Annotated in this window: 13 protein-coding genes; 6 read left to right on the top strand and 7 right to left on the bottom strand. The window is 72.9% G+C overall.

Going from position 1 to position 12,879, the window contains the following annotated elements:
* The first annotated feature begins 21 nt into the window (after nt 1-21).
* The 3 genes from VIM19_07915 (at nt 22) to VIM19_07905 (ending at nt 3,389) form a co-directional block, all read left to right on the top strand.
* Nucleotides 22-1,554, top strand: a complete 1,533-nt coding sequence (locus VIM19_07915) for an LCP family protein (GenBank protein HEY5184812.1) — start codon at nt 22-24, stop codon at nt 1,552-1,554.
* Nucleotides 1,555-1,641: 87 nt separating this feature from the next.
* Nucleotides 1,642-2,961 (top strand): UDP-glucose/GDP-mannose dehydrogenase family protein, encoded by a 1,320-nt coding sequence (locus VIM19_07910; protein ID HEY5184811.1) that lies wholly within the window; start codon nt 1,642-1,644, stop codon nt 2,959-2,961.
* Nucleotides 2,958-3,389 carry a CoA-binding protein gene (locus VIM19_07905; GenBank protein ID HEY5184810.1) on the top strand — a complete coding sequence of 144 codons (432 nt, stop codon included), beginning with the start codon at nt 2,958-2,960 and terminating at the stop codon, nt 3,387-3,389. Before VIM19_07910 ends, VIM19_07905 begins: the two co-directional genes overlap by 4 nt.
* A 6-nt stretch (nt 3,390-3,395) precedes the next feature.
* Here VIM19_07905 and purE read toward each other — a convergent pair whose 3' ends face one another.
* From purE to VIM19_07890, 3 genes are all read right to left on the bottom strand, one after another.
* Nucleotides 3,396-3,923, bottom strand: a complete 528-nt coding sequence (purE, locus tag VIM19_07900) for a 5-(carboxyamino)imidazole ribonucleotide mutase (protein ID HEY5184809.1) — start codon at nt 3,921-3,923, stop codon at nt 3,396-3,398.
* On the bottom strand, nt 3,916-5,067 hold the full coding sequence (locus VIM19_07895; GenBank protein ID HEY5184808.1) for a 5-(carboxyamino)imidazole ribonucleotide synthase: 1,152 nt from the start codon (nt 5,065-5,067) through the stop codon (nt 3,916-3,918). The genes purE and VIM19_07895 overlap by 8 nt, the downstream gene beginning before the upstream one ends.
* Nucleotides 5,068-5,319: 252 nt before the next feature.
* Entirely contained in the window at nt 5,320-5,508 is a 189-nt protein-coding gene (locus VIM19_07890; protein HEY5184807.1) for a hypothetical protein, read from the bottom strand.
* Between the two features lie 86 nt (nt 5,509-5,594).
* Here VIM19_07890 and VIM19_07885 point away from each other — a divergent pair, with 86 nt between their 5' ends.
* On the top strand, nt 5,595-6,329 hold the full coding sequence (locus VIM19_07885) for a hypothetical protein (protein ID HEY5184806.1): 735 nt from the start codon (nt 5,595-5,597) through the stop codon (nt 6,327-6,329).
* Nucleotides 6,330-6,374: 45 nt separating this feature from the next.
* Here VIM19_07885 and VIM19_07880 read toward each other — a convergent pair whose 3' ends face one another.
* Genes VIM19_07880 through VIM19_07870 form a run of 3 tightly spaced genes read right to left on the bottom strand, consistent with a single transcriptional unit; the run spans nt 6,375 to nt 11,194 of the window.
* Nucleotides 6,375-7,526 carry an acyl-CoA dehydrogenase family protein gene (locus tag VIM19_07880; GenBank protein ID HEY5184805.1) on the bottom strand — a complete coding sequence of 384 codons (1,152 nt, stop codon included), beginning with the start codon at nt 7,524-7,526 and terminating at the stop codon, nt 6,375-6,377.
* Nucleotides 7,527-7,532: 6 nt separating this feature from the next.
* Nucleotides 7,533-9,569, bottom strand: a complete 2,037-nt coding sequence (locus tag VIM19_07875; GenBank protein ID HEY5184804.1) for a biotin carboxylase N-terminal domain-containing protein — start codon at nt 9,567-9,569, stop codon at nt 7,533-7,535.
* Between the two features lie 11 nt (nt 9,570-9,580).
* Nucleotides 9,581-11,194, bottom strand: coding sequence for a carboxyl transferase domain-containing protein (locus VIM19_07870; protein ID HEY5184803.1), 1,614 nt, complete (start codon nt 11,192-11,194; stop codon nt 9,581-9,583).
* A gap of 91 nt (nt 11,195-11,285) precedes the next feature.
* On the opposite strand from VIM19_07870, the gene VIM19_07865 reads away from it, so the two are divergent.
* Nucleotides 11,286-11,894 (top strand): TetR/AcrR family transcriptional regulator, encoded by a 609-nt coding sequence (locus VIM19_07865; GenBank protein ID HEY5184802.1) that lies wholly within the window; start codon nt 11,286-11,288, stop codon nt 11,892-11,894.
* Nucleotides 11,895-11,897: 3 nt separating this feature from the next.
* Nucleotides 11,898-12,434, top strand: a complete 537-nt coding sequence (locus VIM19_07860) for a GtrA family protein (protein ID HEY5184801.1) — start codon at nt 11,898-11,900, stop codon at nt 12,432-12,434.
* A gap of 6 nt (nt 12,435-12,440) precedes the next feature.
* Here VIM19_07860 and VIM19_07855 read toward each other — a convergent pair.
* Nucleotides 12,441-12,879: hypothetical protein (locus VIM19_07855; GenBank protein ID HEY5184800.1), on the bottom strand; the 439-nt coding region annotated here is incomplete at its 5' end.

Below are 12,879 nucleotides of genomic sequence, written 5' to 3'. Positions count from 1 at the left end.
AGCCCCCGGAGGACCCGACCCATGACCGACGCTGGCAGCACGCGCTCATCGCTGCCGCCCGAGCTGGACCCTCGCGGTCCGCGCCGGCCCGCGGCGACGGCGTCCGGTGCCCGGCGGTCCCGCTCCCGGCGGCCACTGGCCTGGGTGGCCGGCAGCCTGGCCGCGGTCACCGTCGGGTTCAGCCTGGTCGGCAACGGCGTGGCCAACCACTACGAGAGCAAGATCACCCGGGTGTCCGTCTTCGACGGGCTCAGGAACCGGCCGGCCAAGGTCAGCAGCTCGGCCGAGAACATCCTGCTGGTCGGCTCGGACAGCAGGGCCGGGCTGAGCAGGAACGAGATCGCCGAGCTGCACGTCGGCTCGGCCACCGCCACCAACGCGGGCGGCCGCCGGTCGGACACCATGATCCTGCTGCACATCTCCAAGGACCGTGGCACCGCGACTCTGCTCAGCCTGCCCCGGGACTCCTACGTCACCATCCCCGCCTACACCGACGCGGTGGGCAAGAAGCACCCGGAGTCGCACAACAAGCTGAACGCGGCCTACGCGTTCGGCGGCCCGCAGCTGGCCGTGGCCACGGTGGAGACCAACACCGGGGTGCACATCGACCACTACATCGAGATCGGCTTCGACGGCTTCGTGCGGATGGTCAACGCGGTCGGCACGGTGCCGATCTGCACGCCCAAGGCGCTGAACGACCCCAAGTCCGGCCTGAACATCCCGGCCGGGACCACCCAGCTGGACGGTGCCACCGCGCTGAAGTACGTCCGGGCCCGCTACGTGGACCCGCGGGCCGACCTCGGCCGGATCGACCGGCAGCAGGCCTTCCTGGCGGCGCTGTTCCGCCGGGCCATGAGCTCCCAGATCCTGCTCAACCCGATCAGGCTCAACAGCTTCCTGGACGCTGTGCTGGCCGCCGTCACGACCGACCCGGACCTGAGCCGGGCGGACATCTTGGACCTGGCCACCTCGATGCGCAGCGTCGCGGCCGGGAACGTGGTGTTCGCCACCATCCCGATGGCGAACGTCGACTACTCGGTGAACGGCATCGGCTCGACCGTGCTGTGGGACGACGCCAAGGCGCAGCAGGTCTTCAACGCCTTCCGCACCGACACGCCCCTGGTCAAGCCGGCCACCACCGCCCCGACCACGACGACGGCCAGCGCGCCGACGGTTGCGCCGTCCCAGATCAGCCTGGTGGTCCTCAACGGGGCCGGTGTGGCCGGCCTCGCCGGCCGCGCCGCGAACGACCTGCAGCAGCTGGGCTTCGTGCTGGCCGGGCCGGCGGCGAACGCCGCGACGACCGGGGCCAGCCAGACCGTCGTGCGGTACGACCCGAGCTGGAACGAGTCCCTGAAGACCGTGCTGGCGGCACTCCCGGGAGCCACCGCGGTCGCCGTCCCCGGGCAGGGCAAGGTCTTCAAAGTGGTCGTCGGCTCGTCCTACTCCGGCGCCAAGGCGGTCACCGTGACGGCGGCCCCGGCGGCCACCGCAACCAGCAGCGCCCCGGTGCAGACGACGTCCGCGGCGGACAACAACCCCTGCAAGTCCTGACACGGGATCCCGCGGCCAGAGCGACGGTTCGGCCGTCCGCCGAGTGGTGGGGGCGGCCGCCCGGAACCCCGCCGGTAGGGTCCGATCATGAGCATGCGGATGACCGTCATCGGCCTCGGGTACCTCGGCGCCACGCACGCGGCCTGCATGGCCGAGCTCGGCCACGACGTCCTCGGCATCGACGTCGACCCGGACAAGGTGGCCCGGCTCAACGCCGGCGAGGTGCCGTTCTTCGAGCCCGGCCTGGAGCCGGTGCTGCGCAAGAACCTGGAGGCCGGGCGGCTGCGCTTCGGCGCCTCGTTCGAGGAGGCGGGCAGCTTCGGCGAGGTGCACTTCGTGTGCGTCGGCACCCCGCAGAAGAAGGGCGAGCACGCGGCCGACCTGCGCTACGTCGACGGGGCGACCGAGTCGCTGGCCCGGCACCTGGACCGGCCGACGCTCGTGGTCGGCAAGTCGACCGTGCCCGTGGGCACCGCCGGCCGGCTGGCCGAGCTGATCGCCACGACAGCGCCGGCCGGTGCGGCCGCCGAGCTGGCCTGGAACCCGGAGTTCCTGCGCGAGGGGTACGCCGTCGCCGACACCCTGCACCCCGACCGGCTGGTCGTCGGCGTCCGCTCGCAGCATGCCGAGGACGTGCTCCGGGAGGTGTACGCCGGACCGATCGGCGCCGGCACCCCGTTCCTGACCATGGACTTCGCCACCTCCGAGCTGGTCAAGGTCGCCGCAAACGCGTTCCTGGCCACCAAGATCTCGTTCATCAACGCGATGGCCGAGGTGTGCGAGGCCGCCGGGGCGGACGTCGCTCAGCTGGCCGACGCGATCGGCTACGACCCCCGGATCGGACGCCGTTTCCTCAACGCCGGCCTCGGTTTCGGCGGCGGCTGCCTGCCCAAGGACATCCGTGCGTTCATGGCCCGGGCCGGCGAGCTGGGCGCCTCCGAGGCGCTGACCTTCCTGCGGGAGGTGGACGCGATCAACATGCGACGCCGGACCCGAGTGGTCGAGCTGGCCCGCGAGCAGTGCGATGGCTCGCTGCTGGGCAAGCGGGTGGCCGTGCTCGGTGCGGCGTTCAAGCCGGACAGCGACGATGTGCGTGACTCCCCGGCACTCAACGTGGCGGGCCAGATCCAGCTGCAGGGCGCCGCGGTCACCGTGTACGACCCCGAGGCGATGGTCAACGCCCGCGCGCTGTTCCCGACACTGGGCTTCGCCGACTCGGTGGTCGAGGCCTGTGAGCGCGCCGACGTCGTCCTGCTGCTTACCGAGTGGGACGAGTTCAAGCAGCTCGACCCGGTCACGCTGGCGCCAGCCGTGGCCACGCCCCGGATCGTCGACGGCCGCAACGCCCTTGACGCGAAGCGGTGGCGGACGGCGGGCTGGACGTACCGCGCGATGGGTCGTCCGTGACCGATCGGCCGTGGACCGGGTGGGCCGATGACGACGTCATCCGGAGGCTGCTGACCGGGACCGCCACCTGGGCAGTCGTCGGCCTGAGCGTGAACAGCAGGCGGCCAGCCTATGGCGTGGCGGCGACGCTGCAGCGGCACGGCCTGCGCATCGTGCCGGTGCATCCGAGGGCGGACACGGTGCACGGCGAGACCGGCTACCCGACGCTGGCCGACATCCCGTTCCCGGTCGACGTGGTGGACCTGTTCGTCAACTCGACGCTGGTCGGGCCGGTGGTCGACCAGGCCATCGCGGTCGGGGTCGGTGCCGTGTGGCTGCAGCTGGCCGTGATCGACGAGGCTGCGGCCGAGCGGGCACACGCGGCGGGATTGGACGTGGTCATGGACCGGTGCCCGGCGATCGAGGGACCCCGACTGGCTGGCTGGTGAGACCCCTCAGCCGGTGAAACCGGTCGCGCTGCCCCCGGCGACCCGCCGGCGCAGCGCCTCCCCCTTGGCCGTGGCCTGCGCGTTCAGGTCCGCCTGGAACACGCCCATCCGGGCACGCAGCGCGTCGTCGGCGGTGGCCAGGATCCGCACGGCGAGCAGCCCCGCGTTGCGGGCCGCCCCCACGGCGACGGTGGCGACCGGAACACCGGCGGGCATCTGCACGATGGACAACAGTGAGTCCAGGCCGTCCAGGTGGGCGAGCGGGACCGGGACCCCGATGACCGGCAACGGGGTCACGGCGGCCAGCATCCCGGGCAGGTGCGCGGCGCCGCCGGCGCCTGCGATGAGCACCCGGAGGCCCCGGTCGGCGGCGGTGGCGCCGTACTCGATCATCTCGCGGGGCATTCGGTGCGCGGAGACGACATCGACCTCGTGCGGCACGCCGAACTCGGCGAGTGCCTCGGCTGCTGCCTGCATCACCGGCCAGTCCGAGTCGCTGCCCATGACCACGCCGACCAGCGGTTGCTCACTCATCGATGTCGCCCCTCAGGTACGCGGCCGCGTGGCGGGCCCGCTCGGCCAGGTCGTGCGGGTCGGAGCCGATGACCGTGACGTGTCCGAGCTTGCGTCCGGGCCGCGGTCGCTTGCCGTAGGCGTGGATGTGCAGCTCGGGGTCACGGGCCAGGCAGTGCAGGTAGCCCGGGTAGAGGTCGTCGAGGTCGCCGCCGAGGACGTTGACCATCACGGCGTGCGGCGTCAACGCTCGCGTCGAGCCCAGCGGCAGGTCGAGCACGGCCCGCAGGTGCTGTTCGAACTGGCTGGTGACCGCCCCGTCGATCGTCCAGTGCCCGGTGTTGTGCGGCCGCATGGCCAGCTCGTTGACCAGGACGCCGTCCGCGGTGTCGAACAGCTCGACCGCGAGCACCCCGGTCACCTCGAGCTCCCGGGCGATCCGCAGCGCCGCCGCCTGGGCGGCCAGCGCGTGGTCCTCGGCAATGCCGGGCGCGGGCACGTGCACCTCGTGGCACACGCCGTGGTCCTGGACGGACTCGACGACCGGGTAGACCGCCGCCTGCCCCGAGGGTGAGCGGGCCACCAGCACGGCCAGCTCACGGGTGAACGGGACGACGTCCTCGACGAGCAGCGGCTGCCCCGTGGCCAGCCAGTCGGCCGCGTCGTCGACGCTGCGGACGATCCGCACGCCCTTGCCGTCGTATCCCCCGCGTGCGGTCTTCAGCACCGCCGCACCGTCGTCCGCGGTGGCGAGGAACGCGGCCAGGTCGTCCGCGGTGTCCACGGGGACCCAGCGCGGCACCGGCACGCCGATGGCCTGCAGCCGGGCCCGCATCACGCGCTTGTCCTGCGCGTGCACCAGCGCCGCCGAGCCGGGCCGCACCGCGACGCCTGCCGCCTCGAGTGCCTGCAGGTGCGCCGTGGGCACATGCTCGTGGTCGAAGGTGACGACGTCGCAGCCCGCGGCGAAGGCGCGCAGGTCGGCCAGGTCGCGATAGTCGCCGACGGTGACGTCGTTGATGACCTGGGCAGCGGAGTCGTCGGCCGAGTCAGCGAGCAGCCGCAGCCGGATGCCGGGCCCGATGGCCGCCTGCTGCATCATCCGGGCCAGCTGGCCACCGCCCACCACGCCGACGACCGGGAAGTCTGCGGGCAGGTCGGGCACGCAGCGCACGATACCGGCCCGACCCGTTCACGCTGCGTCCACCAGTCATTGACGCAAGGTGACAACCCCGGGCGAACGGGGTCATCGGTTCGGTTACACCCAGTGACCGCAGGACTTCCGGCCCACGGCAACAGTTCCGCGACGGCGGGACGATCAATGAGTCCGACGGGAGGCTAACCCGCGGGCACCTTCCACCCGGACTCGGGGCCGGCGACCCGCCGCCTGCCAGGCCGACGGAACCTGCACGGTGACCTACACCCTGCAGAACGACTTCAACCTGCCCGAGGACGTGGCCCTGAAGTCCTCCTCCGGCGGAGGCCCCCTGACCGGGCTGCCCGCGAAGATCGCCGCCAGCCCGTCGACGCCGTACCAGAGCACAACGGTCACCCACAGCGGCGTGCCCGGGACGGCGAGCTCCGCCGCCCTGTCCGTGGTCGGCACCTGGACCGACGGCTACAACCAGACCGACTCCTCGTTGGTCAGCCTGGCCGGCGACTGTCAGCCCAGCACCCCGCCGACCCCCCCAGGTGACGGACGAGACCTGCTCCGAGGCGAACACGCCGCAGGACGGGTCCATCACGGTCACCGTGGTCAAGGGTGTCGGCTACTACTTCGTGGTGACCGACTCGGACAACGAGCCCACCCCGATCGACGGCACGGTCTCGTTGCCCGCCGGTGACTACACGGTGATCGCGATGCGCGGCGAGCAGACAGTCAAGACCTGGGACGTCACCATCGGGGCCGCGACGTGCACGGTTCAGCCAAACACGGTGACCCCGCCGCCGGTCACCAAGCCGGGGCCCGCCAACCCGCAGGCCTCGGTCCAGGCCACCTGCGCCAAGACCGAGATCGAGCTGACGAACCTGACCGCCCACGTGGGCGATGCGTCGGCCACCTTCCAGATCACCGTCGACGGCACGGCCGGGGGCGGCCCGGTCACGGTCGCTGCCGGCGCCACGCAGTCGGTCACCTACACCGCGGTCGGCAACCCCTACACGGTCGCCGTCCTCGTCGACGGCTCGGAGATCTCCTCGGCCACCACCGCGGACCAGGACTGCGTCCTGGGTGTCGTGATCCCGGGGGCGAAGCCGTCGACGGTCGAACCGGTCGTCGTCCCAACCGTCCTGCCGCACACCGGCGCGGGCAGCCTGCCCCTGCCCCTGGCCCTGGTCCTGGCGGGCGCCGGCCTGCTGCCGCTGGGGCCGTCCTGGTGGCCTCGAGCCGCCGCCGCCGTGGGGATCTCGCGTCCTAGCCCCACATGAGCGCGAGGGCCCCGGACCGCGCTGGTCCGGGGCCCTCGCGTCGGCCTACAGCCCCAGGTCGCGGGCGATGAGCATGCGCTGCACCTCGGAGGTGCCCTCCCCGATCTCCAGCACCTTGGCGTCGCGGTAGAACCGGCCAACGGCGTACTCGTTCATGAACCCGTAGCCGCCGTGCACCTGGGTGGCGTAGCGGGCGTTGTCCATGGCCGCCTCGGACGCGAACAGCTTGGCGATCGCGGCCTGCCGCTTGAACGGCTCGCCGCGCAGCATCCGCGCGGCCGCGTCGTAGTAGGCCAGCCGGGCGGTGTGGGCGCGCATCTCCATGTCCGCGACCAGGAACTGCACGGCCTGGTTGCGGCCGATCGGGCGACCGAACGCCTCGCGGGTGTTGGCGTAGCGCACCGACTCGTCCACGCAGCCCTGCGCCAGCCCGACCGACAGGGCCGCGATCGCGATCCGGCCCTCGTCCAGGATCTGCAGGAACTGCGCGTAGCCACGGCCGCGCCCCCCCACCAGGTTCTCGGCCGGCACCCGGCAGTCGGTGAAGGACAGCCCATGGGTGTCCGAGGACCGCCAGCCGACCTTCGAGTACGACGGTTCGACGGTGAACCCCGGCGTGCCCGACGGCACCAGGATCGCGGAGATCTCCTTGCCGCCACCGGCCTTCTCGCCGGTGACCGCCGTGACGATGACGAAGTCGGTGATGTCGGTCCCGGAGTTGGTGATGAAGGACTTCGACCCGTTGATCACCCAGTGGTCACCGTCGAGCACAGCGGTGGTCCGGGTCGCGCCGGCGTCCGACCCGCCCCCGGGCTCGGTGAGCCCGAACGCTCCGAGCGCCTGCCCTGACGTGAGCCGGGGCAGCCAGCGGGCCTTCAGCTCCTCGGAGCCGAACCGGAACAGCGGCATCGCGCCGAGCGACACCGCCGCCTCGAGCGTGATCGCCACCGAGGAGTCCACCCGGGCCAGCTCCTCGAGGACGATGCACAGCGCGAAGTAGTCCCCGCCCATGCCGCCGTGCTCCTCGGGGAAGGGCAGGCCGAACAGCCCCATCCGGCCCATCTGCTCGACGATCGCGTACGGGAAGGCGCCGGCCTCGTACAGCTCGCCGATGGACGGCGCGATGACGTCGTGGGCGAACTCCTCCGCGGTGCTGCGCAGCTGCTCCAGGTCGGCGTCCAGCCGGAAGTCGGGCATGTCCGGTCACTCCTGCTCGGGAACGGAAGGGGGTTGCGGCACCACCCGGGCCAGCGGCTCGTCCAGCGCCACGGACCGGCCGGGGACGACGTACAGCTCGGCCAGCGCGCCGTCGTAGGCGGCGCTCACCACGTGCTCCATCTTCATGGCCTCGACGACGGCCACCGGCTGACCGGCCACGACCACGTCGCCGGCCGCGACGTGGACCAGCAGCACGGTGCCCGGCATCGGGCTACGCAACAGCTCCTCGGCAGCCACTCGGCCACCGGCCCGGCCGCTGCGGTACGGCTCGGTCTCGCGCAGCGCCCACCCACGGCCGCCACGGCCCAGCCACACGGTGCGCCCGTCGCGGGCGTGGGCGTAGCGGGTGCTGGTTCCGGCCAGGGTCACGCGCAGGGTCCCACCGTCGATGCGGGCGCTGCCGGGCACCGGCTCGCCGTCACCGATCCGGACCTGGGCCTGGCCGGCCCGGCCGAGCGTGCGTACCACACCGCCCTCGGCCGCCCCGAAGCCGAACCGCCAGGTGGCCCAGGCCGGGCCACCCAGCCGCCAGCTGCCGGGGACCTCCCAGGGCCCCGCCCCGGGCTCCGGCTCCAGCGCCAGCAGGTGCTCCAGCGCCGCGGCCATGAGCACGTCGCCAGGGACGTCGTTCGGGGTGGCGTGCTCGCCCAGCACCCGCTCGACCAGCCCGGTGTCCAGCCGACCAGCGCGGACCTCGGGGTGGCGCACCAGGTCCCGTAGCAGCGGCACGTTGGTCGTCACGCCGAGTACCACGGTGGCACCGAGGGCGTCGTCCAGCCGGCGCAGCGCGGTGTCCCGGTCGGGCCCCCAGGCCACCACCTTGGCCAGCATCGGGTCGTAGCTTCCGCCGATCCGGGTGCCGACGTCCAGCCCCGAGTCGACCCGCACCCCGGTGTGGTCGGTCGGCTCGTGCAGCGCCAGCACCGTCCCGGTCGACGGCAGGAAGCCGCGGTCGGGGTCCTCGGCGTAGACCCGCGCCTCGACCGCGTGCCCGCGCAGCACGACGTCGTGCTGGCGCAGCTCGAGCGGCTCTCCCGCGGCGACCCGCAGCTGCAGCTCGACCAGGTCCAGGCCGGTCACCAGCTCGGTGACCGGGTGCTCCACCTGCAGCCGGGTGTTCATCTCCAGGAAGAAGAACTCCTCGGGCCGGTCCCCGGGCACGATGAACTCGACGGTCCCGGCGTTGACGTAGCCGCAGGCCCGGGCGGCGGCTACAGCGGCCGCCCCCATGGCGTCGCGCATCCGGTCGTCGAGCAGCGGGGACGGCGACTCCTCGACGACCTTCTGGTGCCGACGCTGCAGGCTGCACTCGCGCTCGCCGAGGTGCACGACGTGGCCGTACGCGTCGGCGAGCACCTGCACCTCGATGTGCCGCGGCGACTCGACGTACCGCTCGAGCAGCAGCGTGTCGTCACCGAACGCGGCCCTGGCCTCGCGCCGCGCCCCGGCCAGCTCGGCCGGCAACGCGCCCGGGTCGCGGACCAGCCGCATCCCCTTCCCACCGCCGCCCGCCGACGGCTTGACGAGGACCGGGTAGCCGACCCCGGCGGCGGCCGCCACCAGCTCGTCGTCGGCGAGGCCGGCCGCCGTGGTGCCCGGCACGACGGGGACGCCAGCCGCCACCACCGCGGCCTTCGCCGCAATCTTGTCGCCCATGGCCTCGATGGCCTCGGGCGGCGGTCCCACGAACACTAGACCGGCGTCCGCGCAGGCCCTGGCCAGCCGCGGGTTCTCGGCCAGGAACCCGTAGCCCGGGTGCACGGCCTGCGCGCCCGTGTGCACCGCGGCGGCCACGACCCGCTCGACCGACAGGTAGCTCTCGGCGGGGGCGGCCGGGCCCAGCCGGACGGCGCCGTCGGCCTCCCGCACGTGCCGGGCGTTCGCGTCCGCGTCGCTGTAGACCGCGACCGAGCGGATGCCCAGCGAGCACAGGGTACGGATGATCCGCACCGCGATCTCACCGCGGTTGGCGACCAGCACCGTGTCGAAGACCCGGTGGGCCGCGGAGGGCGAGTCGGTCATGGGGCTCCCTCTCACATCCGGAAGACGCCGTAGCCGACCGGCTCCAGCGGCGCGTTCGCGGCGGCCGCCAGGGCCAGGCCGAGCACCGTCCTGGTCTCCAGCGGGTCGATGACGCCGTCGTCCCACAGCCGGGCGGTGGCGTAGTAGGGGTTGCCCTGCCGCTCGTACTGCTCACGGACCGGAGCCTTGAGCGCCTCCTCCTCGTCCGGGGGCAGCACCCCGCCCCTGGCCTCCACCTGGTCCTTGCGGACAGTGGCCAGCACGGACGCCGCCTGCTCGCCGCCCATCACCGAGATCCGGGCGTTCGGCCACGTCCACAGGAACCGCGGCGAGTACGCCCGGCCGCACATCGCGTAGTTGCCGGCCCCGAACGACCCGCCGATGACGACGGTGAGCTTGGGCACCCGGGCGCAGGCCACCGCGGTGACCATCTTGGCGCCGTGCTTGGCGATGCCACCGGCCTCGTACTCACGGCCCACCATGAACCCGGAGATGTTCTGCAGGAACACCAGCGGGATGCTCCGGCGGTCGCACAGCTGGATGAAGTGCGCGCCCTTCATGGCCGACTCGCTGAACAGGATCCCGTTGTTGGCCACGATCCCGACCGGGTGGCCGTGGATCCGGGCGAAGCCGGTGACCAGGGTGGCCCCGTACTCCTTCTTGAATTCCACGAACCGGCTGCCGTCGACCAGCCGAGTGATCACCTCACGGACGTCGTACGGCGTGCGCGGGTCGGTCGGGACGACGCCGTACAGCTCGCCCGGGTCGACCACCGGCTCCTCCGACGGCTGGACGTCCCAGGGGGCGGCCGGGCGCGGTCCGAGGCCGGCCACGATGTCGCGGACCAGGTGCAGGGCGTGGGTGTCGTCATCGGCCAGGTGGTCGGTGACACCGGAGACCCTCGAGTGCAGGTCGCCCCCGCCGAGCTCCTCGGCTGTGACCACCTCGCCGGTCGCCGCCTTCACCAGCGGCGGGCCGCCCAGGAAGATCGTCCCCTGCTCGCGCACGATGACGGCCTCGTCGCTCATCGCCGGCACGTACGCCCCACCGGCCGTGCAGGACCCGAGGACGGCGGCGATCTGCGGGATCCCGCGCGCGGACATGGTGGCCTGGTTGTAGAAGATCCGGCCGAAGTGGTCGCGGTCCGGGAAGACCTCGTCCTGCAGCGGCAGGAACGCCCCGCCCGAGTCGACCAGGTAGACGCACGGCAGGTTGTTGTGCAGCGCCACCTCCTGGGCGCGCAGGTGCTTCTTCACCGTGATCGGGTAGTAGGTGCCGCCCTTCACGGTGGCGTCGTTGGCCACCACGACACACTCCCGGCCGGACACCCTGACCACCGCCGTGATGATCCCGGCGCCGGGCGTGTCGTCGGCGTAGACGCCGTCCGCCGCCAGCGGGGACAGCTCGAGGACCGGCGAGCCTTGGTCCACGAGCGCGTCGACGCGGTCGCGGGGCAGCAGCTTGCCGCGCTCGACGTGCCGGCGGCGTGACTCGGGCGAGCCACCGGCGTGCGTGACGGCCAGCCGCTCGTGCAGCTGGGCCACCAGCGCCCGGTGCTCCGCGTCGTTCGCTGCGAAAGCAGCGCTGGCCGGGTCGGCGGAGCTGCGCAGCACGGTGCCGGACAATCGGACCTCCCGTCGGCTGGCCTGACCCTGGCGTTAGCGATGACTAACCAGATGTTAGCGGTTGCTAACACCAATCGTCTAGGATCCCAGCGTGGCACGAGCCAGCGCACCCCTCCCGGCCGGACGGACCCTGAGCGCGCCGTCCCGGCGCGAGGAGATCCTGCGTGCGGCCGCCGGGCTGTTCGCGCTGCGCGGCTTCCACGGGGTGTCCATCGACGACATCGGTGCGGCGGTCGGAGTCTCCGGGCCGGCCCTGTACCGCCACTTCCCGAGCAAGGAGGCGATCCTCGCCGAGCTGCTCGTCGGCATCAGCGAGGTGCTGCTGGACGAGGCGCAGTCCCGGGTGGCAGCGGGTGGCTCCCCCGCCGACCTGCTGACCGCCCTGGTCGACTGGCAGGTGCGGTTCGCCCTCGACCACCCGGCGTTGATCACCGTGCACGAGCGCGACCTGGCCAGTCTGCCGGACGACGACCGGCGTCGGGTCCGGCGGCTGCAGCGCACCTACGTGGAGCTGTGGGTGGACGTGCTCCGCGGCGCCCTGCCGCAGGGGGACCGGGAGCGGACACGGGCCGCGGCCCACGCGGCCATCGGGCTGATCAACTCCACGCCGCACAGCGCCCGGCTGGACCGCCCGGCGATGGCCGCCCTGCTGCGGGACATGGCGCTCGGCGCCCTGCGCGCGAGCGCCGGATATCCTTAGGCCATGTCCTCGCCTGACGGGGAGCTCACCCAGCACCAGCCCGGCGAGGGCGGGACGCTGAGCTGGCTCCGGGCCCGCTTCAGCAACCTCCTGCGCGAGGTGGCCAAGTTCGGCATCGTCGGGCTCGTCGCGCTGGTCTTCGACGTCGGGCTGTTCAACCTGCTGCGCTTCGCCGGCGGTGAGGGTCCGCTGTACGACAAGCCGCTCACCGCGAAGGCCATCTCGGTCACCATGGCCACCGTGGTGGCCTACCTGGGCAACCGGTACTGGACGTTCCGGAACCGCGCCCGGACCGGCTTCGCCCGCGAGTACCTGCTGTTCTTCGTGCTCAACGGAGTCGGCCTGGCCATCTCGGTCGGCGTGCTGTGGATCTCGCACTACGGGCTCAACCTGCGCAGCCCGTTGGCGGACAACATCTCCGCGAACGTGATCGGGCTGGGGCTGGGCACGCTGTTCCGGTTCTGGTCCTACCGCCGCTGGGTGTTCCCCGCGTCGCCCGACGACGAAGCGCTCACCTCGGAGCTGCGCCAGCCGGTCTGACCCGGCTCACCAGCCGAGCGCGACGGCCATCCCGGCGCGCAGCACGAGCGGCAGGCCGGCCGCCTCGGCAGCGCTGTCCAGGAGCAGCTCCACCTGCCAGTCCCGGGCGATCGCGACCGCGACGGCCGCGCAGCCGCGCACCCCGGCCAACGGGGCGTCCTCGTCCTCGGCCGCCACCAGCGCCCCGTGGCTGCGGGCCCGCCCCGGCCAGCCGCCGTCGCCGCCCACCGGCACGCTCGCGGCGACCAGCAGGCCGTCCCGCTCGGCCGCGTGCAGCACCGGCAGGGCCGCACCATCACGCACTCGGCTGACCACCCAGCCGATCGCGCCGCACTCACCGCTCAGCACCGTCGCCAGCGTCGCCAGCCGCTCCTCGGGGCGAACCGCCGCCGACCGTGCGGATGTCGCGGCGTCCAGCGCCACCTCGAGGGCGGACCGCTTCGGC

This window comes from Actinomycetes bacterium (assembly GCA_036510875.1).
GTDB lineage: Bacteria > Actinomycetota > Actinomycetes > Prado026 > Prado026 > DATCDE01.
This window is presented reverse-complemented; position numbering and strand designations above follow the sequence as displayed.

Coding starts and splice junctions, on each gene's coding strand:
- VIM19_07915 (HEY5184812.1), top strand. CDS start 22: ATGACCGACGCTGGCAGCACGCGCTCATCGCTGCCGCCCGAGCTGGAC.
- VIM19_07910 (HEY5184811.1), top strand. CDS start 1,642: ATGAGCATGCGGATGACCGTCATCGGCCTCGGGTACCTCGGCGCCACG.
- purE (HEY5184809.1), bottom strand. CDS start 3,923: ATGAGTGAGCAACCGCTGGTCGGCGTGGTCATGGGCAGCGACTCGGAC.
- VIM19_07880 (HEY5184805.1), bottom strand. CDS start 7,526: ATGCCCGACTTCCGGCTGGACGCCGACCTGGAGCAGCTGCGCAGCACC.
- VIM19_07875 (HEY5184804.1), bottom strand. CDS start 9,569: ATGACCGACTCGCCCTCCGCGGCCCACCGGGTCTTCGACACGGTGCTG.
- VIM19_07860 (HEY5184801.1), top strand. CDS start 11,898: ATGTCCTCGCCTGACGGGGAGCTCACCCAGCACCAGCCCGGCGAGGGC.